16 protein-coding genes are annotated in these 21,507 nt (G+C 54.7%); 12 read left to right on the forward strand and 4 right to left on the reverse strand.

The genetic code is table 11. From position 1 onward, the window contains the following. Positions 1-348 precede the first annotated feature (348 nt). The 5 genes from SH528x_RS02350 to SH528x_RS02370 all read left to right on the forward strand — a co-directional run bounded on the left by SH528x_RS02350 (position 349) and on the right by SH528x_RS02370 (position 6,749). The gene (locus SH528x_RS02350) at positions 349-753 is read left to right on the forward strand and encodes a response regulator (RefSeq protein WP_442508929.1); all 405 of its coding nucleotides are present in this window, start codon (positions 349-351) and stop codon (positions 751-753) included. A gap of 42 nt (positions 754-795) precedes the next feature. Continuing rightward, positions 796-2,547 carry a GspE/PulE family protein gene (locus SH528x_RS02355; RefSeq protein ID WP_442508930.1) on the forward strand — a complete coding sequence of 584 codons (1,752 nt, stop codon included), beginning with the start codon at positions 796-798 and terminating at the stop codon, positions 2,545-2,547. A 70-nt stretch (positions 2,548-2,617) separates the two neighbouring features. Then, positions 2,618-3,787, forward strand: a complete 1,170-nt coding sequence (locus SH528x_RS02360; RefSeq protein ID WP_442508931.1) for a type II secretion system F family protein — start codon at positions 2,618-2,620, stop codon at positions 3,785-3,787. Beyond that, on the forward strand, positions 3,787-4,131 hold the full coding sequence (locus SH528x_RS02365) for a competence type IV pilus major pilin ComGC (RefSeq protein ID WP_442508932.1): 345 nt from the start codon (positions 3,787-3,789) through the stop codon (positions 4,129-4,131). The genes SH528x_RS02360 and SH528x_RS02365 overlap by 1 nt, the downstream gene beginning before the upstream one ends. 98 nt (positions 4,132-4,229) lie before the next feature. Then, a complete protein-coding gene (locus tag SH528x_RS02370) occupies positions 4,230-6,749 on the forward strand; it encodes a DUF3656 domain-containing U32 family peptidase (protein WP_442508933.1) in 2,520 nt (839 codons plus the stop codon). Between the two features lie 471 nt (positions 6,750-7,220). On the opposite strand, the gene SH528x_RS02375 is transcribed toward SH528x_RS02370, so the two are convergent. Both SH528x_RS02375 and SH528x_RS02380 read right to left on the reverse strand, forming a co-directional pair. Continuing rightward, a complete protein-coding gene (locus tag SH528x_RS02375) occupies positions 7,221-8,408 on the reverse strand; it encodes a GIY-YIG nuclease family protein (RefSeq protein ID WP_442508934.1) in 1,188 nt (395 codons plus the stop codon). Positions 8,409-8,582: 174 nt separating this feature from the next. Further along, positions 8,583-9,584: a Gfo/Idh/MocA family protein gene (locus SH528x_RS02380; RefSeq protein ID WP_442508935.1), complete on the reverse strand. Its 1,002-nt coding sequence runs from the start codon at positions 9,582-9,584 to the stop codon at positions 8,583-8,585. Positions 9,585-9,796: 212 nt separating this feature from the next. Here SH528x_RS02380 and SH528x_RS02385 point away from each other — a divergent pair, with 212 nt between their 5' ends. The 6 genes from SH528x_RS02385 to rnc all read left to right on the forward strand — a co-directional run bounded on the left by SH528x_RS02385 (position 9,797) and on the right by rnc (position 16,986). Then, on the forward strand, positions 9,797-11,062 hold the full coding sequence (locus SH528x_RS02385; RefSeq protein WP_442508936.1) for an outer membrane protein assembly factor BamB family protein: 1,266 nt from the start codon (positions 9,797-9,799) through the stop codon (positions 11,060-11,062). Between the two features lie 20 nt (positions 11,063-11,082). Then, positions 11,083-11,610 (forward strand): hypothetical protein, encoded by a 528-nt coding sequence (locus SH528x_RS02390; protein ID WP_442508937.1) that lies wholly within the window; start codon positions 11,083-11,085, stop codon positions 11,608-11,610. Then, positions 11,607-13,115 (forward strand): radical SAM protein, encoded by a 1,509-nt coding sequence (locus SH528x_RS02395; RefSeq protein ID WP_442508938.1) that lies wholly within the window; start codon positions 11,607-11,609, stop codon positions 13,113-13,115. Before SH528x_RS02390 ends, SH528x_RS02395 begins: the two co-directional genes overlap by 4 nt. A gap of 6 nt (positions 13,116-13,121) precedes the next feature. Beyond that, positions 13,122-13,877, forward strand: a complete 756-nt coding sequence (locus SH528x_RS02400; RefSeq protein WP_442508939.1) for a prolipoprotein diacylglyceryl transferase — start codon at positions 13,122-13,124, stop codon at positions 13,875-13,877. A 105-nt stretch (positions 13,878-13,982) separates the two neighbouring features. Beyond that, positions 13,983-15,713, forward strand: coding sequence for an alkaline phosphatase (locus tag SH528x_RS02405; RefSeq protein WP_442508940.1), 1,731 nt, complete (start codon positions 13,983-13,985; stop codon positions 15,711-15,713). A gap of 475 nt (positions 15,714-16,188) precedes the next feature. Then, positions 16,189-16,986, forward strand: a complete 798-nt coding sequence (gene rnc, locus SH528x_RS02410) for a ribonuclease III (protein WP_442508941.1) — start codon at positions 16,189-16,191, stop codon at positions 16,984-16,986. A 242-nt stretch (positions 16,987-17,228) separates the two neighbouring features. On the opposite strand, the gene SH528x_RS02415 is transcribed toward rnc, so the two are convergent. Together SH528x_RS02415 and SH528x_RS02420 are read right to left on the reverse strand one after the other, a co-directional pair. Beyond that, complete coding sequence (locus SH528x_RS02415) at positions 17,229-18,641, reverse strand: tetratricopeptide repeat protein (protein ID WP_442508942.1); 1,413 nt, start codon at positions 18,639-18,641, stop codon at positions 17,229-17,231. Positions 18,642-18,886: 245 nt separating this feature from the next. Continuing rightward, the gene (locus tag SH528x_RS02420; RefSeq protein ID WP_442508943.1) at positions 18,887-19,450 is read right to left on the reverse strand and encodes a hypothetical protein; all 564 of its coding nucleotides are present in this window, start codon (positions 19,448-19,450) and stop codon (positions 18,887-18,889) included. Between the two features lie 446 nt (positions 19,451-19,896). Here SH528x_RS02420 and SH528x_RS02425 point away from each other — a divergent pair, with 446 nt between their 5' ends. Continuing rightward, positions 19,897-21,240, forward strand: a complete 1,344-nt coding sequence (locus tag SH528x_RS02425) for a DUF4013 domain-containing protein (protein ID WP_442508944.1) — start codon at positions 19,897-19,899, stop codon at positions 21,238-21,240. Positions 21,241-21,507: the final 267 nt, after the last annotated feature.

Here is a 21,507-nt window from a genome sequence, read left to right on the forward strand (position 1 = left end):
AAGCAATGCAGCGTCGAGATACCGTAGTCCGACCTCACTCAAATCTGGACTACGCTCTAGAGGGGGTGCTCTTGGAATCGCATAAAAGAGTGCAAGCAATCGTTGCTGCGGTCAAAGGATTTGGATTGTGACGGTTATGCGGATCCGGAGGATGCGAGGGCGGGTTGCAAGGCACTCGGAGGTAGTGAGTCAGCAATATCTTTCGATTCCCCACAAACGAGTCGGTTAATGCCCCCATGTTTTCCGCCATTTCGCTTTTTGCGACCTACATTTCAACGCGAGTTCTTGCTTGAGTTGCATTCACTTTCCTTCCATTTCACCAACCTTCGGCCCCGACAAGGCACCACAATGTTCGATTCCTCCGGTGTACGGATCTTGCTGGTTCAGTCCGAGCCAGTGCTTTCGGAACTGATGTCGTTTCGGCTGCAGTTGCTTGGATACCAAATCGAGTTGGTAGGCACCGGTGGCGAGGCGATTGATCGGATTCGGGCTAAATTCCCTCATTTGGTAATCGTTGATACCGCGCTGCGTGATGGCGATGGGCTGGAGTGGCTGTCGCGATTACGAGGCGAATTTAAAGCCGATCAGTTTTCGGTTTTGGTCGTGTCGTTGGACCCAAGTTTGGAAACCGTCGAGCGCGCCTTTTACGCGGGAGCTCAAGATTACTTGATCACCCCGTTTGATCCCGTTGTACTCGAAGAAAAAATCGTTGCCCTCGTTTCTCATGCTGCCGACGGTGTCGGTAGCCGGTAAAGCACAAAACGCAAGAAATCAAACACAGTCCGAGAAAATAAAATGCGACGACTAGGCGATGTCTTAATCGAACAAAACGTGATGAGTGCCGAGTCGCTTGATGCAGCCTTTGCATCGAAGCCGCGAGGCGTGTTGCTAGGAGATTGGTTGGTCAGCCAAAAGTTGCTGTCAACCGTCCAGCTCGGTCGTGCGCTGGCCGAACAGTTTGCCGTGCCGTACATCGACATTGATGCCACGGCAGTGGACGCGCAGATTGCTCGTTTGTTACCCGAAGACTTTGCCAGGACACGTCAAACCGGAGCAATCAAAGTCGAGAACCGGCAATTGATTCTGGCCATGGTTGCCCCGGACGACATCGAAACGATCGCGGAAGCCGAACTCATGACGGGCTACCAAATCAAACCAGCAGTAGCTCTGGCCGAAGATATCGATGATCTGATCAGCCGTGTCTACGATGACCGCAGCGTGGCTCGTCAAACGATCGTCGACATGAAACTCGGCGAACTTCGGGAATTGCAGGCCTCCGGAGAGGACGTCAACCAATCGGTGGTTACCGTCGATCAAGAGGATGCACCTGTTGTTCGCTTGGTTCAAGCAATTTTGTCGGGCGCGGCAACGGCCGGGGCCAGCGATGTTCATCTGGAACCGTTCAAGCCGGAAATGCGAGTTCGCTACCGTGTCGATGGCGAACTGCAACAAGTCATGACGATTCCCAATCATATCGAAGAATCGGTGATCAGCCGCATCAAAGTCATGGCCGACATGGATACGACTGAAAATCGCCGCCCTCAAGACGGCCATCTGAATGTCTACGAAAACGGCAAACGGGTCGGATTTCGTGTTAGCGGCATTCCGACGGTCGATGGACAAAAATTGGTACTGCGGCTTCTCGATGAAGGCGGCAAATCGTTCTCGCTTGACGGATTGGGCATGATGCCTCGCAACCTCGAGTCGCTTCGCGAAATGATCGATAAGCCGCACGGAATGTTTGTGGTCACAGGGCCAACCGGAAGCGGAAAAAGTACGACTCTGTACGCCGTGCTTCAACACCTAAACGGCGACGATCGCAACATCGTCACGGTCGAAGATCCGGTCGAGTATCGATTGCCGGGAATCAATCAAGTGCAAAGCGATAGCGAGTTCGGAATGGGATTCGCCAACGCGCTGAAATACATCATGCGTCAGGACCCCGACGTCATTATGGTCGGTGAAATTCGCGACAGTGAAACTGCGACCACGGCGGTTCAAGCCGCTCTGACCGGCCACTTAATGATCAGCACCCTGCATACCAACGATGCCGTCGGCGCGGTTCAACGATTGAGCGACCTTGGGGTCGACAACTTTAAAATTGCTGGCTCGTTGCTTGGCAGTGTGGCCCAGCGACTGCTACGCCGCGTTTGTGAAAACTGCAAGATGCCAGTCACTCCGAATCGCAATTTGCTTGATGCCCTGGATCCCGATGAAACGATCTCGCGGTCGGCCGACTTCTTCCGCGGCGAAGGTTGCAAGAAGTGTTTGGGCACCGGTTTTTCAGGTCGCTTGCCGATTTTTGAAATCATGCCGATCACTCCCGAGATCACGATGGCGATCGAAGCCGGTGTGCCTCATTCGAAGCTGTATGAGCTGTCGATTGCTGCCGGAATGGTGGGGCTCGCCAATGCGGGACTTGAACAAGCCGTCGCCGGACGCACGTCACTCGAAGAGGTCTACTTCAAAACGAGTGGTGACCGCCGCCGAACGGAATCCAAACCGGTGGTTGGCGGATCGCGAACAGTCGACGCGGTCTGTGTTTAATCCTAATAAGTCAGCGTGAGCCTTCACGTCCAACCGTTTTAAAAAAACAATTGCCCGAGATAACTGAATTATGGCAACCTCTCATGCCCAGCTGAATCATCGCTCAAATTCCGTCGCCTCTGCGGGCGGTGGGGTGATCGGATTCTTTCGCAAGTTGCACTCGATTGAAGTTGGCGGAAAGAAGAAGGGAGGGGATTCAACACGAATTCCTCCCGTTCCGCTCGCCGATCTGTTGGGTTTGCTTTTGATGTTGCTTGAAAACGGATTGTCGCTCCCGAAAGCCCTTGCCGCGCTGGCAGCGGACCGATCGTCGGCTCGTTACCGTAGCGTACTCGTGCGTCTAAGAATGACGATCGAAGCGGGCGGACTTCTCAGTGATGCGATGCAGCGTTACCCGCGTACCTTCACTCCGATGCAAGTCCAGCAAATCCGCATCGGTGAAAAAAGTGGTTCGCTCGAAAAAGCCATGCGACGTGTCTGCGAACAACTCGAGCGAAGCGTTGCTCTAAAGAAACGGATTATCAAAAAGGTGAGCTACCCGGTGCTGATCACCGTTGCGGGTGCCGGTTTGATGATTTTTATGTGCGTCGTCGTGGTTCCCGAATTTGAAACCGTTTACTCAAGCAGTGGTGTCGATTTGCCGGTGGTCACGCAAGTGGTTACGGGAATGAGCCGGCAAGTGATCCATAACGGCTGGCTTGTCGTTCCGTTTTGTATCACGCTGGTCGCCTTGATTTCGCTGATCCGTTCGCGTCCCAAACTATCACGGATGGCCGACGCGTTTCTACTGAAATTACCGCTCGTCGGTCCATGGCTTCGCGATGTTGCGGTGCTGCAGTTTGTCGAAGGCATGTCGTCGATGGTCGAGTGTGGCTACACGCCTGCCGATGCGGTCGGGGTGGCCGTGGAGTGTGTTCGCAATCGCGAGGTGCGAGCCTCGGTCGATCAGGTCCGGCGCAGCGTGCTGCGAGGCGAACGGTTGAGCAAACAACTTGGCAACCATGACCATTTCTTCTCGGCCACACTTTGTCAGTTAGTCGCCGTGGGCGAACAATCGGGCGATTTCCCCAAAGCACTCCGTGGGGCTTGCGAGCATCTACGTGAACGACTCGAGACACGGATCGACGCTTCGGTCGGACTGCTTGAACCGACACTCACCATCCTGTTGGCGGTCGCGATTGGTGGCATTGTGCTTTCGATCTACACCCCGATGTTCCACATGTTTGAGGTACTCGAATAATGGCGTCCCCCCAAAAAGGCTTTACGTTGCCTCCCAAAGGTTTCACGTTGATCGAGGTGATGGCGGTTCTGATTATCTCTGCCACCGTGGCCATCATCGGGATTCGGCATCTGCAGAAACCTGGCGAGCAGGCTCACGATCGCAGCTGCCAACTCTCGCGAGAATTGCTGCAACATCACGTCGAAGCCTATATCGATGACACGGGTAGCGCTCCCTCATCGAGTATGCGAGAAATCGCCACTGACGTTTACGCCGGCCGCACGTTGCCGACATGTCCAGTGACCGGCCGAGCATTTCAGCTTGGCCGAAACGACCGGGTTAGCTGCTCGGATCATCCCGAGTAGGCACTTGAAAACCCGTTCCGTGGCTCTGGCGGGATTCAAAATCGCTTTCCGAGTTGATCCATTTCCCAAAATCGTGATTGGTAGTCATACTTGGCTGCATGAACACGATGCCAAGTAAAGTTAGCTCCGAAATTGAACTTTTGTCGCCCGCAGGGGACTGGGACTGCGCTCGCGCGGCGGTCGAAAATGGAGCTAATGCGATCTATTTTGGGTTGGACTGTGGTTTTAACGCCCGCTTTCGTGCTCAGAACTTTGGGCTGGACGATCTGCCCGGATTGATGAGCTGGCTGCGAACCCGTGGCGTCCGTGGCTATGTGACCATGAATACGTTGGCGTTCCCTTCGGAACTGCCCGATCTGATCAACGTAGTCCAACGAGTTGCCGAAGCGGGCGTTGACGCTGTTTTGGTCCAAGATTTTGGGGTCGCCCGGATCGTGCGGTCCATTTGCCAGCAGCTGGAAATCCACGCGTCGACCCAGATGAGTTTGACCAGCGCCGAAACGATCGCGGTCGCTCGCGACTTGGGTCTGTCTCGCGTCGTGTTGGCGCGTGAGTTATCGGTTGCCGAAATTCGCAAGATCACCTCGGCTACCGATATGCCGATCGAAGTCTTCATCCATGGAGCGTTGTGCGTCGCCTACTCCGGCCAATGTTTAACAAGCGAATCACTGGGCGGGCGAAGTGCGAATCGTGGACAATGCGCTCAAGCGTGTCGGCTGCCGTACGAACTGATCTGCGATGGCGAAGACCGCGATCTTGGGGAAGTCCGCTATTTGCTGAGCCCGCAAGACCTAGCCGGATACGCGGCGATTCCCGACATGATCGACGCGGGGGTCGCGTCACTGAAGATCGAAGGACGACTAAAAACGCCTGAGTACGTCGCCAACATCACGGGACATTATCGACGCGCTATTGATGATGCCATCCGCACCGGGGAAGTACACGTCGACGACACGGATCGTCAAGAGATGGAGCTGTCGTTCTCGCGAGGCTTCTCGCCAGGATGGCTCGAAGGTAATGACCACAAACGATTGGTCCCCGGCAAACAATCTTCTAAACGCGGCATCGAGATCGGCAAGGTGTTGGACTTTGACCAGAACCGCATCCGCGTCCGCTTGGCGTCGCCGATCGCACTCGGTGACGGTTTGGCGATCGCCGTTGCAGGGGAAGCGATGCAGGGCGGCCGCATTTATTCGATCGAGAGCTTGCAGTACGATCGTATGGAATCGGCCAAGGCCAGCAGCGAAGTGTGGATTGGATTTGGTCGCGGCGAGATCGATTGGCGTGATGTCGATATCGACGACATCGTGTTCAAAAACGACGACCCAAAATTGAACCGTCGCTTGCGAAAGAGTTTCGCTCGCGCCGATGCCGTCGTTCGTCAAGAGATTGATATCGAGGTACATGCGGCCGTGGGCGCGGTATTGAAGATGTCGGCTAAAACCGGCAGTGGTTTGACCGTGGAGGTTGTGGGACAGCAAGAGCTTGAAAAAGCCAATAAGCATCCGGCCGACGAAACCATGCTGCGAGAGAAAATCGCACGCCTGGGTGGCACTCCGTTTAACCTGAGGAACTTCACGGCACACATCAGTGACGGACCGATGGTTCCCGTCGGGCTGATCAATCAGCTTCGCCGCGAATTAGTCGACGCGTTGATCGAGCGGCTTGAATCCCGTCCTGAGCGAACCGTCAACGTCGCCGGGGGACGAAGCATGCTAGCGCCGCTGAGTCGTGACGCAACCATCCAAAACAACGATTCGCCGCAACTCGCCGTACTGTGCCGCAACCTGGAACAAGTTGCCGTCGCCAGCCAATTCGCCGGCTGCACGATCTACGCTGATTTTCATGACGTCCGCGAGTACAAGGATGCGATTGCGACGGCACATCAAAACAACGCGACGATCGGATTAGCGTGCGTACGCATGCAAAAACCGGGCGAAATGGGGTTTTTGCGAGTGCTGGGCCGCCATGAACCCGATTTTTACTTGGCTCGAAATCTTGCGGCGGTTCGCTATTTGGTGGACACCGGCAAGCCTGTCGTTGCCGATTTTTCGCTGAACGTTGCCAACCACCGTTCGGCAGAATGGCTACTCGGGCTGGGCGTGCAGCGTGTCACCAGTTCCTATGATTTGAATCGCGATCAGTTGATGGACTTGGTCAACTCGGTGATCCCCAGTGATCTGGAAATCGTCGTCCATCAACACATGCCGATGTTCCACATGGAGCATTGTGTGTTCTGCAGCGTGATGTCACCGGGAACCAACAAGACGAATTGTGGCCGTCCCTGCGACCGGCACGTTGTCAAGTTGCGTGACCGTGTCGGGGCCGAGCATCCGCTGCAAGCCGACGTTGCGTGTCGCAATACGCTCTACAATGCTACGGCCCAAAGTGGGTCTGAGATTGTGGCCGACCTGATCGGTCGTGGCGTCCAATGGTTTCGGATCGAATTGCTCGACGAAAGCGAAAAGGAAACGCGAGAAACGATCCAGACGTATCAAGCGTTACTGAGCGGTGAGATCTCCGGCAGTGAAGTTTGGAAGCGACTGCAAGCAACCAATCGGCTAGGCGTGACACGAGGTACGCTCGAGTCGAAACGCAATCCGCTGGCGATTCTGTAGGCGAGTTTGGAGCATCACAAGCGGAAGCAAGCGTTAATCTCAAACTGTAGGGTTAAACAGGTCGGAACAGTTGGGTGAAATTTCGTTAGTCGTTTGCTCGATGGCCTGAGCTACTGGAAATCTGGTATTGTCAGGACGTATCAGCTCTCCATTTTACCGTTGTTTTTGTTCCAGTGTTTCGCAAAATCTTAGTCACGAAGTGACGTCACGTAGTAGCCCCGGACGTCAGTCCGGGGTTTAGGAAACCAAAGCGAACAAGTCGCAACGCGACGACAGGAAACGCGTATGTACGCGCGAAGGCCCCCAGGAGTCGACATCTGTCGTCGCTTTGCGACTTGGGGTGTAGTTCGACGTCGACCCCGGACTAGCGTCCGGGGCTATCAACTGCCGTCGCTATCGCGACTAAGAATCGAAACAAAAGTTGCGCAACCTTCATTTCCACGTCATACCGAATTTTTAGCAGACCAGCGTCTATCCCACTTTTTTGAGCACGGCTCGGTACTTGCGACCGGCTTCTTCGGGTAGAAACGTCCGTTGTCGCTCTGTCCGGTTTTTACGAAACCAGGTTGCGACAAGGTTTAGCGTATGAGGGTACGCGCCGTGGCCGCGATCGATCGGGTTCGCGGTGATCGCTTTCCAATGCTCCAGCGTCGGTTTCATCCTCGTGTACTGCTCCGCATTTTTAGGTGCCGCAGCGACCGCCGCCAATTCGCCACCGTGAATCAAATACCACGTGTGGCAACTATCGTAACCCGCGACAGGATAGATAAAGGTGTAATCACGACGCGCTTTGGCAAGCATCGTTAATTTGCGATGCACGTAGTTTACCGAGGCAAGCGTCTCGTAAGCTCGTCCAGCAAGTTCATATTGCTGATTCGCTGCTGCGCGTTCCATTTGGTCCTGCAACGCCACAATCGGCTCGTCATTGAACCCCTCGAGAAAACTCTGTGCCGCATTGACTTGCAACTGATAGGCGTCACCGGTACAGGCGGCAGCACACGGCCCCAAACAAGTGTTTAACTCAAGTCGCAAGCAGCCGGGGCGATGATCGAGATCAAACAGCTGCAATTGCTCGGCGAAATGGAAAACCTGTTTCTGGCTGCAATCTCGCAAAAGAAAAACTTTGTTCAGTGCATCGATCGCTCGTTGCATCCGATTGGCACCGAAAAAAGGTCCTTCCACTCCAACACAGTCTTGCGGTGGTTTGGCTGCCAAAAAGAAATAGGGTGCCGGAGCACGACCCAGACAGAGATAGACGGGGCGTTGACGCTTTGGCACTCCTTGTACGTTCCAACGAGGTGAGAATCGGCGAATCAATTGCTGTTCACGAACCAGCGCGGCAAAATCACTTGGCTGGGTCTCCCACTGAATCGCTCGCGTGTTCTCGATAATACGGCCGCCTTTTTCGTCCTTGTTCGAGTCCGCAAAGTAGCTGAGCAATCGCGAGCGAAGCGACTTGCTTTTGCCGACATAGATCAAGTCCCCTTTACGGCTGAGCATTCCATACACGCCGGGAACTTGCGGACAGGTCTGCACGATTTGGTCGCGAATCTCTCGCTTGGTCTGGCCCCCGACCGCTTCGATCCCACGCGGTACGTGAGGATTGAGTGAATCGATGCCAAAGCCAAACGCTGGCTGGTCGGGCCAAATTGCCTCCATGCTGCTTGCCGTCCTTGGGGTGGATAAATGGATTGCCAGAAAAATCGCGAGTCGCGAAATCATTATGCCGCAATCACTGCAATCGCCCAAGCAGCAAAATGGTCGGGCGATTTGAATTTAGCAGTCAATTTACGGTGCTAGCAAAAACGCCATGACATCCTATCGGGCGACGGCTCAGAGTTGCATTTCGACAATCGAGAGGGCGTCGGCAGCGGTTTTTGCGTCAAGGATCGGTGAAACTTCCGAGCCTGCGACCGCTTCGGCGGCCGCATCGATCTCTTCGATGAATCCGGCAATCGGGTCACCATCGCCGAGCGTGGGCCGCTCAACCGAACCATCCGCATGCATGATCGTCAGCGGAATCGACGCGGTGCTGCCGTCGGCATAGGCGGCGAACTCGAACTGCAGCGTCGCCTTTTCGAAGCTAACTTCGTAGCCGTGAGTGAATCCACGCGCGGGTGAATCGATCACACCTCCGCCTGCAGAAACGACCAGCGACGGATCTTCGAACTGGAACACCGTTTCGTAAAACTTGGGTGTACCGTCTTTGCATTGCTTGGCACATGATGCGGTACTGGGCATCCCGAAAAGCAAGCGGATTAGATGCGCGTCGTGGACTTGCAGATCCACAAGCGGTCCTCCGACTTTACTGCGATCATAAAAATCAGGGATCCAATCAGGCGGGCTGATCGTGCGTTTAAAGCGTCCGGCGATCGGTTTGCCCCAGCGGCCATCGCCTGCGGCATCGACCAAGATTTTGAACTCAGGCATGAACGGCAAAATGTGAGCGACCATCAATTGGCCCGGTTTTGCCTCGGCCGCGAGTGCTTGGGCGGTCGCCGCATCGAGGGCAAGCGGTTTTTCACAGAGTACTCGCTTGCCACTTTGGAAACAGCGACGGATGGCATCCGCGTGCAGATGTGGCGGCAGGCAAATGTCGATCAAATCAATCGAATCGTCCTCTAGCATCGCGTCCAACGACTCGACCACGTTGATCGAACTGACGTCGATCTGCTCTCCCGGAGGTCCGAAGTTTCCTTTGATATCGCGCCAATCGCCGCTGCGTTTCTTGGGGTCGCGACTGGCAAACGCAACCAGCTCGGCCTTGGTTGATCGTTGATAGGCCAAGTAATGGATCCAGCCCATGAATCCGACTCCAACAATTCCAGCTCGCATTGAATTCTCCGAGAAATCTTGATGAATGACGACAAATATTAAATTTGACTCTGTCCGTTTGAGGCGTGATTGTAACGCAAAATGTCCTTCCGCAGGCCCCACGTACAGCTAACTCGGTCGATGCATTAAGCTGATATCCTCTGATCACGACGCCCGCTCGCTCTTTATTTGAATCGCGGATTTTCGATTCGCGGTGCCTTTACGAGGAAACTATGAAACATATTCTGCTTCTGCTGTCGATGTTGGGTCTCGGTTCACTGATCGCCAAGCAGGGGGCGGCCCAGGATTGGCCACAATGGCGAGGACCCGATGCAAACAACCATGCCGCGTCGGAGATCAAACTGCCGCTTCGCTGGGACGTATCGACAGCAAGCGACGTTGCTTGGCGAACCAAAATCCCAGGACGTGGGCACTCCACTCCGATTGTGGTCCAAGACTCGATTTTTCTAACCACCGCCGAGTCCGACAAACAAACGCAGAGTGTCCTGAAACTCAATCGATCCGATGGACGATTGCTGGACCAATGGGTGATCCATCGCGGCACATTGCCAGCACGCATTCATCCGCACAATTCCTTTGCATCACCGAGTCCAGCATTTGACGGTACCCGTGTCTACGTTGCCTTTCACACCGACGATGCGATTTGGGTCACCGCCTTGACCCCCGAAGGACGGGAAGTGTGGCAGAGGAAGGTGAGCAACTTTGCACCCGAGGCGTTTCAGTTTGGGTACGGGGCGAGTCCGATTATCGAAGACGATCTTGTGATTGTGGCAGCCGAGTACGATGGCGAAGACAGCGGGTTGTATGCGTTGGATTCGCGAACCGGCAAACAAGTCTGGAAGACCTCGCGTCCTAAAAACCTGAACTTTGCGTCGCCGATCGTGACCACCCTTTCCGGTCGACGTCAAATTCTGCTTGCTGGTGCGGACAAGATTTGTGCGTACGACCCACGCAATGGCAAAGAGATATGGAGTGTCGATACCGCGACCGAGGCTATTTGCGGCACCGTCGTTTGGGACGACCAGCAACGCATTATCGTTAGCGGCGGCAATCCCAAATCGGGAACGTGGTGCGTTAGCGGCGAAGGGGCTCACAACGTGCTGTGGGAGAATCCGGTACAATGTTATGAACAATCCTTGCTTACGATCCCAGGCCATGTCGTCGCCGCGGCGGATACCGGCGTGCTGTATTGTTGGCGGACGCAAGACGGAACGGAGATGTGGAAAAAGCGATTGTTCGGAGGCGGAATTAGCGCCTCGCCGATGTTGGTAGGGGACCGGATCTATATTGCCAGCGAAGCGGGAATGATCTATGTCGTCGCGGCAACGCCAAACCGATTTGACTTGTTATCCGAGAACCCGTCAGGCGATTCGATCTTTGCCACCCCCGTCGCGATTGACGACCGCTTGTTGATAAGAACCGGGATCGGGGTTGGCGAAGACCGCAAAGAGTATCTGATCGCGATTGGGAAAAAATAAAACGGCAAAGCGATTCCATCATGGAAAACCCGTATCAACCACCTGTCGAAACCGATGAAGCGGCCGAACCGACGGTGTTGCCTCAAGATGGACCCGTCAGATTTGCCGGAGGCATGACCGCGGTCGCGGCAGTGGGCGTGATCGGAGGAATCCTGCTGATGATCGTTGGCTTCAGCGGCGTTGCGATGGGGAATTATCCAAGCATGATGATTCTCCTGTTCAGTGTGCTTGGGTTTGCATCGCTGTGGGTTGTTGTTTCGTTGCTGCGAGGCGTGACCGTGACGATGCCTTGGAAATGGGTGTTGCCGCTGCTGTTAACCCCGATTGTTTGGGTCTTGTTTGTCCCGGTTTGCACCGCCAGCGGTTTGCTGGCGATGATGACCGTCGGCAATGCCGGCTACGGTCCTTCGATGCTCGGCCTTAGTATCTCGGTGATAGGCAGCTTTGTAGTTGCCATCACTTGTATTGCAACCGTGATTCGTTCTCGCTATGCGGCGCGTGCTCGTCGAGACGCCTCGATTGCTCGACGTGAAAGAGCCACCGAATGATGAATCGTCCTCCTGCCTCACTGCCCAAGTCGGCTCTTGCAGCGATCGATCCTCGTCCGCGTGCAGATCATATTATGATCGGCACGACCGATTCGCTGTGCCCCGAATGCATGACTGTGGTGCCCGCGAAAATTATCACGCGAGGGCAACGCGTTTACTTTCGCAAAAAATGTCCGCAGCACGGTGTCCGCGAGGATTTTGTTTGCAGCGATGCCCGCTGGTGGGATCGCGGGGAAGGACATACCGCATCGGTTTTGCCGCTGGTGCGATCAACGGAGTCCGACAAAGGATGTCCGCACGATTGTGGGCTGTGCGAAGAACATGAACAACACACTTGTATCGGATTGGTTGAATTGACCGACCGTTGCAACCTGAGCTGTCCGATGTGTTTCGCATCAAGTGGCCCCTCCGGGAAAGACCATTCGCTCGACGATATCATTGCCTCACTTGATCGGTTGATCGAGTGTGAAGGGCACGCCGAGGTGTGTCAATTGTCTGGCGGTGAACCGACGCTGCATCCGCAATTTGAACGTATCGTGGACGAGGCACTCGCTCGGCCGATTGACTATGTCATGATCAATACCAATGGACTGCGACTAGCCAAAGATACAGCACTGGTCGAGCGTTTGGCAGAGAACCGAGATCGCATCGAAATCTATTTCCAGTGGGACGGGATGGATCGCGAATTGGTTCGTCGGGTGCGTGGCGAAGACGTGATCGACATCAAACGTCGTGCACTGGATCGCTTGGGCGAAGCGGATTTGAATGTCACGTTGGTGTCGACGCTCACAGCGCCACTGGATGAACATTTCTACCGCGATTTATGGTCCGAGGCGTTGGGGCGAGCGAATGTGACGGGACTGAGTCTCCAGCCGGCGACGTTTAGCGGTCGGCATTTGTTGCCCGCCGACTTAGAGGACCGCGTGACTTTTCCTGACGTCATCCAAGGTTTGGCTAAGGCGAGTGGCGGGATGATTCGTGAGCAAGATTTTACGCCGCTGCCCTGCGCTCATCCGAACTGTCATCAAATCATGTTGGCGGCGCGGAATGGAAACCGCTTAGCAGCACTGAATCAAATCGCTCCTGTTGCTGAAAATCTTGACTTGATTGCCGGTGGCATCAGTTTTACTCCCGAACGATCTCAACATCTCGTCCGTTTGTTTCTCGAACGCATGTCGCACTGTGGAAGCGATTGCGGTTGCGCGGACGTTGTCTCGCTTGATCCTACTGACTCACCCGCTCAAACCAAATCCGACAATTCATCCGGAAGCATGGATCCGGCGCTCGATCGCTTCTTCGCTCGAGTGCTAGCTCAACAAGCAACCGCCAAAGACTTGATGCGGGTCACGATTACAAGCTTTCTTGACGCATACAATTTCGACATTCGTCAACTGATGAAGTGCTGTACGCATCACGTATTGCCAAGTGGTCATATGGTGCCCTTCTGTGCATACAACACCTTGTACCGCCCCGGCCATTTGTCGCTTCCGCCACTGAAGCGATGAGTTTTGATGTTTGAATCCCGATTTGCCTACGCCGTTTGCATGGGGTTAGCGGCGGCGATCGCAGCCTATTGGATTCGTCGTCGGCAACGGTCCATGGAACTCGATACCGCGCAGCGAATCGGGATATTGGTCGGCGGTTTGGTGGGCGCCACCGTCGCGGCGAAGTTGCCCTTCATACTGGCGGGCACTTTTGCCGGTGGCAACCCTTTGGATCTGTGGTTCAGCGACGGCAAGACGGTGCTGTGGGGATTGGCGGGCGGATACTTGGGAGTCGAGTTTGCCAAGTGGACATTTTATGTGCGTGTTTCCACCGGAGACTCGTTTGTCATTCCCGTTGCCATTGCGATCGCAATCGGTCGCATCGGCTGTTTGCTGTATGGTTGTTGCTATGGCATCACGACGAACCAGAGTTGGGGGCTGCGATTTTCGGCGGCCGAAGATGGCGGATTGCTACTGCGGCATCCTGCCCAACTCTACGAGTTCGCGTTCCATGTTTTGTTTGCTTGCGTTGCGGCGTACGGGATCCGAAAAGGTCGCGGGACTCGGCACTGGATGTTGCTGTACCTGATCGCCTACGCCGCGTTTCGTTTTATCAGCGAAACATGGCGTCCCGAGCCACGACTCGCGGGTGGTTTGACGTTCTATCAGTGGAGTAGTTTGGGGATCGGCGTCGGCTTTGCCGCCCTACTTTTGTGGCGTTTGCGTGTCGAAAAAATGACGATTCCGTTAAACAACGACTCGGAATCGAAGTTAGGGATCTGACAAATGAGCCGCCAGTAGGTATTGTGGGCAAAACAGTCAAAAACGGACGTTCACTCCGTTTTGTTTGTTGTCGACCCTCCCCCTTTCTCTGACCCTGCCTTCACCATGCAACTTTCAACTTGGCCTGTTTGGCTTGCTTTAACCGCCATTTCTTGCATTGGGATCACGAAAGTGTGCCATGCCGAAGACACGTCGGTCGCCGATGTCGCAGAAGCCACTTCCAAATCGTCTTCCAAACCCAAGCAAGTTGTTGCGGCGTCGACCACGGTCGACGTGATGCGTGAATTGCAATCCGACGCGATCAAGAATCAAGTCGCCCCGTGGGGACATTGGGGGCATATTCCAAACCGCTTTAGTACTTGGCTGAACCATAGCAATCGCTTGATACCGATCTATACCTTTGGCGTCACGCTCGATTCGCTTCGTGAAGAAGGCAGCGTTTACACCGACCCGGAACGCTTGAAGGATCTGTATGGAAACGTCCCCAATGACACGGTAAACCCAACTGCCCCCTACTTTGACCAAACCGATGTCTATCGGTTGCAAAAGAAAGCACTTGAACAAGGTCGCAAGAACATTATCTTGTTTGTTTTTGACGGAATGGATTGGCAGACCACGCGAGCGGCAGCAATCTACAAGTCAGGAAAGGTCGGTTACGACACGGGGCGTGGTGATGTCTTGTCGTTTCAAAATTACCGCGGCACAAAAACCGACTTCGGATTCTTCTGCACCAGTCCACGGTTGGGCGGAACAAAATTTGACGTCAATTCGCAAGTCGTGCTCGGTGGGGGCAAGGATGCATCCGGTGGCTTCGATGTCAAACGAGGCGGTGCATACCCGTGGCTCGAACAAAGTAACAGCGACTACTTGCTCGGCTTGGATCGCACTCAGCCACACAGCGTCACCGACTCGTCGGCGTCAGCCGTCAGCATGACCGCAGGCGTCAAAACGTACAACGGATCGGTCAACTACACCGTCGATGGCGAGCACATCGTGCCGATCGCTCGCGAATTGCAACCGCAAGGATACAAGATCGGTGTCGTTACAAGTGTCCCGCTCAGCCATGCGACCCCGGGGGCTGCTTATGCGAACAACGTTGCTCGCTATGACTATCAAGACATCGCACGTGACATGGTCGGATTGCGTTCGTCGTCACATCGCGACAAACCGCTTGAGGGTGTCGACGTGGTGATTAGCGGTGGATGGGGCGAAGGCAAAGACAAAGACAACGCGCAAGGCGAAAACTTTGCCCAAGGCAATCCGTATTTTCACCAAGCTGACCTGAGTGCCGTCGATCGCAAAAACGGCGGCAAGTATCTGGTCGCACAGCGGACCGAGGGTGTTGCCGGACGTGAGGGATTGATGAAAGGAGCCGAGGAAGCGATTCGCGAGGGGACTCGTTTTCTAGGGTTTTACGGAACCACCGGCGGCCATTTGCCGTTCCAAACCGCAGACGGCAATTTCAATCCTACCTTTGATGCCAAGGGGACTGAAAAATACTCGCAAGCCGATATCGACGAGAATCCGACCCTCGCCGACATGACGGAAGCCGCGCTCAAAATACTGGAAAAATCCGAAAAGGGTTTTTGGTTGATGGTCGAAGCGGGAGACGTCGATTGGGCCAATCACGCCAACAATTTGGACAGCAGCATCGGCGCGGTGCTCAGCGGTGATGCGGCCTTTGAAACGATCGTTGATTGGGTCGAACGCACCAATGCGTGGGACGACACTGCCATCATCGTGACGTCGGATCATGGACATTTCCTGGTCATTGACGACGCTGAAGTGATCGCAGATGCGGGACGTGTCCACAATCAAACCGTCTCGGGACCGTAGTCCATTTTGGGTGCTCACCTCGCAGCAAAAGCGGCCAAATATTGGTCGATACTCGGCAGAACCGATTCTCACAACGAGTTTCGCGACGACCCGGGTGTCGTCGGACTTTTCCGCTGGTCAACCTGATTGCCACTCGGTAGACTGTGTCAGTTCGTCACACACCGGTGCTTGAGTCGATGAGCGACGGAGTCGCAGAGCGGCCCCTCGCTGAAATATCGCATTCAATCACCGGCGTGTGACAGGAAGCAGTCCTAACTCCAAAACTGTGTCGAACGAAGCCAACGTTAGACTCCATGCAAATTGAGGCCGGGAAATCCGGGCCACAAATGGTATAGCTGGCTTCAAGACAGGCTCACAAATTGGGAGCCGAATTGTCTGGTCTAGCAAAAGGCCCAAAATCCATTGGGAATAAATCCTAAGTCCAGACACACTGCGGTTCTTGGAGGAAACGTCACACAGCAAACAGGGTGTATTCGTGAGTTCATCGGAATTTGATTCCGTTTCCGATGCCGCAGAAATCAATCTTGTCGACGACCTTGAAGGCGTTGATGGGGGCGACCAGGCATCGAAGCTACGGCTTTGCCAAGAAATTATCAATTATCGATTCAATGATGAATCGTTATTGCTATCTGCGTTGACGCATGCCTCGGGCGCGTCCCACCGACTCGAAAGTAACGAGCGGCTTGAATTTCTCGGCGATTCGGTGCTCGGCTTGACCGTGTGCCATTGGTTGTACGAGGAATACCCGGAATACAACGAAGGCGATTTGACGAAGATCAAATCGTATGTCGTCAGCCGTCGGTCGTGCGGAAAGATTGCCTGCGCCCTTGGTCTGGATCGCTGTTTGATCGTCGGACGTGGCGTAACGCGTAATCGCAGCTTTCCCAAGTCACTCGTCAGCGACGTGTTCGAAGCCATCGTCGCGGCAGTCTATCTCGACGGCGGTCCCGACGTGATTCGCGAGCGGCTAAAGCATTGGCTCGCCGACGAAGTTCGCATCGCTGTAGAAAGCCAAGGAGCGAGCAATTTCAAAAGCACGCTTCAGCAGTATGCCCAACGCGAGCTCTCTAGTACGCCGGTCTATCGCATGATCCGCGAAACAGGCCCCGATCATCGCAAAGCGTTCTTAATCTCGGCCGTGATCGAAGATCGAAGCTTTCCGGCGGCTTGGGGCAACAACAAAAAGGACGCCGAACAACGAGCGGCGTCCAATGCGTTAGCAGAGCTGCACGATCTTTCCGTTCCCTACCCGCCAGAAGAAATGCACGACTGACGTGTCGTAAAGGCTGCGGATCATCGTTGCGGCTGAGATGACAGGTCGGATGTCTGTCTCTCATTGACCAAAAGCCCAGGCGACTTTCGCTACGGGCTACCTTGGCGACGGGCTAAGCATGTAGGCAGGAAACGTTGGGTGAATTCCCGTTAGCCGTTTGGGCGCTAGCCCCGGTTGAACGTTGGAACCGTGGCTAGCGCCAAAACGGCTAATTTGCTGAAAGACTCCTGCCTAACTGCTTATCAGTACGATTCAGGAAACTGAAAACCATGTGGCAGTTGAAAACCGGAGCTAGGTGAGGCACTGGCGTCGCCCTCTGCCGGTTTCGATGCCTCTGGTTGTACAGGCTTTTCTGCAGCCTTGCTCGCTGCTCCGGGAGTGGTTGGCCATGTGCTTGGCGTTGTTGCGGGTGCCGTGGCTGCTTTGGGATCCACCGTCAAGCTTGCAGATTGAAAGCTAGGTGTTGAATAGCTCGGCATCGCGGGTGTTGCAGCAGCAGTACTTGCTGGTGGTGCCGTGATTGCCGACGTAGCTGGTGCCCAGCTGGTTGCGGCGGGGCGATAGCTAACCGGAGAGGCAGAGACGTCGGTGTTTGCCCGAGCCGCCACGCTTGCGGTTGATGCCGGAGTACTGATTGCCGGAGTGCTAGCGGTTTGCGCGATTGACGTTTCCGTCTTTGGCGTCTGTGCCGCGATCTTTTCGACCGCAGATTGAGCGGGCTTCACGCCTCGTGATGCATCGATCTGAGCAAGCATTTCACGCGAGCGTTCAACGGCCTTTTTCACTGCCGCGTCTGAGACACCTTGGCCATCAAGCTTCACTGTTTCCGACAAATAGCCGCGAGCTTCATTCATTTGACCCTTGCTGTAGTGCAAGTAGGCCATGTTGAAGTTGGCAACCGCTGGCTTGTTGTTCTGTTGAAGTACCTGCAGTGCACCTTGGCTGTTGCCGGACTCAAACAGCACACTGGCAAGATTATTTGCATAGCGTGATGTTCCAGGAGCCAGTTCGAGGGACTTGGCAATCATTTTTGCCGCTTCCTCGTGTTTCCCGGTTTTGCTGAGCGTCAGACCTAGATCGTTATGAAGCGCGGCGTCGCTGGGGCTCTGTTTGATTGCAAGCTGAAAGTATTCAGTCGCTTTCGCATGATTTCCTTGACGGAAATGCAATCGAGCGATGCTGGTCAAAGCCGAGCTATCGTCGGGTGACTTCTTCAAAGCCGAGGTATAACTTTCCATCGCTTTTTGGAAGTTGCCGGTCGATTCCCACAACTGGCCGTTCGCGACAAGAACTTCGGGGCCAACAGTCGCCGGTTCCTCGGTCAATCGCAGCGGATCGGTTTCCGATGTCGCGTTTTCGTTTGCAGCTGAGTCACGTCGGAAGACGCCGGCAATCGCGTTAGTCGTTTTTCCGACCGCATTCTTGGCCGAGACGCCCACAGCACTCACTTGGTCTTTAGCCCCCGTGGCAGAGGAAGCGATCGATTCGGTAATCGAGGGCTTGTCGGCTTTCGGTGCGTCAATCGACGCTCGCGAAAATGGGTTCATCGACGCGAACGTTGGTCGTTGGTTCGAGCAACCTGTCGACAAACTCACCGCCGAGCCTGCGATGAATGAGAGGAGCAGTGCGCGCTGAATTTTGGTTGATCGTTTCACGACAGGTTCTCCCGAAGGCGTGCCGAGAAGCCCCCCGAATGTGAGGTTTGGCTTCAATTATGTCTGGGCAAGCAATTTTGCGGTTAAATCGAATGGTTCCGTTTTTAGGGATCGACCCGATTACCCCGGCAACTTAACTGCGATTGCCAATTTATTGATAAGACATAAAAAAAGACGGACTCCCCAAACAGGAAGTCCGTCTTTCGAAATTCTAGCAAAGCAAAGGTGATTTCTCGCCTCGAAGCTTACTGGGTTGCGGTCGCAGCACCTTGGGCGGTAACCGATGGCAGTTTTGGTTTTGGCAACACTTCCATCCAATCGCGATTGATACGTGTGGCCCAAGCACCGGATGCGGTGGATGGTTCGCGATCGGTCACGAATACATTGGGGTCAGGTCCAGCAGTTTGGAATCCTGCCAATGTTTGCCGCACTGCGGCGACGCGAGCATCGGTCTCTTGGTCGCTTTTTCCACGCAGTACGTAGATGTTACGACGTGATTGAGGCGATTGAGTCGCGATCCAGTGGACACGATTGTGGCCCGATGCAAGCAAGGCACCGTCGCCGGTTCGGAACAATTCGTGTCCGATTGTGTTATGTAGTCGCCATCCGTTGTTTTTCATAACGTCGAACGGGGCGCTCACTTGTCGAGCGTCCATTTCTTCGAATGGCTCGGGCCACGCATTGTTGCGATGGTAATCGACGCTTGCTTGATGCCAAAATTGGTGCCAATCAGCGGACACGGTGCCAACTGAAACGCTGAGCATCAAACCTGCGATGGCAATGCGGCCGCGTTGAACTAATTGTTTCATATCAGGCAGTTCCTTCCGCCGGGTGCGTTCACAAATCAAGAGCAGCATGCGCGATGAGCAACCAAGGCTCAGGGTCGACATTCGAATCGACCTGCTCGAGACGGAATCCATACCGCCTTGCTTGTAACTATCGGCAACACCACCCTGGTTACTTGTCCAATCGCGAGGGACTCGGGCATGACCGCTAGAACCGTCACATGTTTCCAATCTCTATCTGGCCGGGCTTGCTTGTTCCACCGAATTCGCCGCTCCTGTGTGTCTCCTTTTAGCCCACGCCCGCCACACCAGGGACGTCTGAAATGCGAATCGGACCACAATCGCGAAAATCTATTCAGAAAATCACTTAGACGTCGCCAAGATCTTTGGGACGGGATCGAATAGGATAAAAGTCAGAATGGATTCCCCGTAATTCACTGCACGCTCAACGCATATCGAGATTCTGAATCGTGGCTCGTTCGTCCCATCCGCAGACCGATGCAAACGACCCACATCCCGATGTGATCGTGGCATCACTTGTCGAAGAGGATACGGTGGAATCACCCGTGGTGGCGACGCTGGTCGACGATGGTAGTGAGCTTGCAACCCCAGTCCCGCGATCTGCCACACCCGTCGATGACCTTGGCCCAAGGCAATCGGCACCGGTTTCTGCGGATTCGATCGACCCACCACAAAGCCGCATACGCCGCGTCTTCTCGTTTTTGAGCTGGTCAATCACGAGCACCTTTTCGCTGATCTCATTGATCGTGTTGTTGGCGGTTTTGACAGCGATCCCGCTGGTTCAATTGATCGCATTTGGCTACTTGCTTGATGTCGCGGGACGCTTGGCCAATGGGGCCAAGTTCTCAGACTCACTACCGAATCTTCGTCGTGCAGGCAAAGTTGGGCTCGCGGCGTCGGCGATTTTCTTGGCATCGTTGCCAACTCAGTTACTGATTCACTGGGAATCGGTTGCCCAGCTGATTGATCCCGGTTCGGCTCAAGCCGCTTCGATGCGCGTCATGGCGATCGTTCTCTGTTTCGTTGCCATTGGCTATTTGCTCTGGGCTTGGGTTCGCGGCGGATCGCTAAGACATTATCTGTGGCCCGAGCCGAAAAGATTTATCCGAGAAGCATGGCGTCCACGGACGTATGACCGAGCTGTGAACCGGTTGTGGGATTTCACGGTGGCGTTTGAATTGCCGCGTCTTTTTTGGTTGGGGCTTCGCGGTTTTGTCGGCACATTGATCTGGCTCGCTCCTGCGATGCTGTTGATCGCCGCCAACCGCAACGGAAAGCCGGGAGCTGCCGGCGTGATCGGTGGATTCTGCATATTGCTATTGGGCATCTCGTTGCTCTATCTGCCGATGTTGCAAGCTCATTTTGCCTCGGTCAATCGATTGCGTGGCCTGTTCGCCGTTCGCACGATTCGTCGTGATTTTCGCCGCGCTCCGTGGGCTTGGCTGCTGGCGATGGTGATCGGATTGGTGCTGATGCCGATCCCGCTGTACCTGCTGAAGATTGAAGCCACCCCGCGTGAAGTCGTCTGGTTACCGTGCTTGGTGTTTGTTGCTTTTATCTTGCCCGCTCGTATCGCCGAGGGACTGGCACTGCGGCGAGCACGGAGCAAGCCAGAGCCCAACGGCGTTTGGGCCGCCGTGTCACGATGGAGCGTCCGGTTATTGATGCTACCGGTGGTGGGAACCTATTTGGTGTTTCTACAGCTATCTCAATACACCAGCTGGGATGGCTTGCTAACGTGGATCCAGCAACATGCAATCTTGCTGCCGGTCCCATTCATAGGGGGTGTTTAAGGTATGAGATTGGGTTGATGAGAAATGATAGCGATGGCAATGGGTCGCCACGCGTATTAACGCCACACGTAATAACTCGCGTATTAGCACGCTACCCGCATTCCAAACCGAATGCGTATCTCTGAGTTGCCGAGCGAAGTCTTGCTCGATTCTGCCTCACCGCATTGCGGTACGTCCGATACAATGAGGGTAACCTGACTGCGTCCCAATGCGTGTCCGGTTTTCGATACTCCCGTTTTTTGCGTTCACTGTTGTTCGCTGATTCTC

Origin of the sequence: Novipirellula methanifontis (genome assembly GCF_052161655.1) — a bacterium.
Lineage (GTDB): Bacteria > Planctomycetota > Planctomycetia > Pirellulales > Pirellulaceae > Novipirellula.

Excerpts from the sequence above, each read along its gene's own strand:
- SH528x_RS02420 (WP_442508943.1), bottom strand. The coding sequence starts at position 19,450 with ATGAAACAATTAGTTCAACGCGGCCGCATTGCCATCGCAGGTTTGATG.
- SH528x_RS02405 (WP_442508940.1), top strand. The coding sequence starts at position 13,983 with ATGCAACTTTCAACTTGGCCTGTTTGGCTTGCTTTAACCGCCATTTCT.
- SH528x_RS02350 (WP_442508929.1), top strand. The coding sequence starts at position 349 with ATGTTCGATTCCTCCGGTGTACGGATCTTGCTGGTTCAGTCCGAGCCA.
- SH528x_RS02375 (WP_442508934.1), bottom strand. The coding sequence starts at position 8,408 with ATGGAGGCAATTTGGCCCGACCAGCCAGCGTTTGGCTTTGGCATCGAT.
- SH528x_RS02400 (WP_442508939.1), top strand. The coding sequence starts at position 13,122 with ATGTTTGAATCCCGATTTGCCTACGCCGTTTGCATGGGGTTAGCGGCG.
- SH528x_RS02355 (WP_442508930.1), top strand. The coding sequence starts at position 796 with ATGCGACGACTAGGCGATGTCTTAATCGAACAAAACGTGATGAGTGCC.
- SH528x_RS02380 (WP_442508935.1), bottom strand. The coding sequence starts at position 9,584 with ATGCGAGCTGGAATTGTTGGAGTCGGATTCATGGGCTGGATCCATTAC.
- SH528x_RS02390 (WP_442508937.1), top strand. The coding sequence starts at position 11,083 with ATGGAAAACCCGTATCAACCACCTGTCGAAACCGATGAAGCGGCCGAA.
- SH528x_RS02395 (WP_442508938.1), top strand. The coding sequence starts at position 11,607 with ATGATGAATCGTCCTCCTGCCTCACTGCCCAAGTCGGCTCTTGCAGCG.
- SH528x_RS02385 (WP_442508936.1), top strand. The coding sequence starts at position 9,797 with ATGAAACATATTCTGCTTCTGCTGTCGATGTTGGGTCTCGGTTCACTG.
- SH528x_RS02370 (WP_442508933.1), top strand. The coding sequence starts at position 4,230 with ATGAACACGATGCCAAGTAAAGTTAGCTCCGAAATTGAACTTTTGTCG.
- SH528x_RS02365 (WP_442508932.1), top strand. The coding sequence starts at position 3,787 with ATGGCGTCCCCCCAAAAAGGCTTTACGTTGCCTCCCAAAGGTTTCACG.
- SH528x_RS02360 (WP_442508931.1), top strand. The coding sequence starts at position 2,618 with ATGGCAACCTCTCATGCCCAGCTGAATCATCGCTCAAATTCCGTCGCC.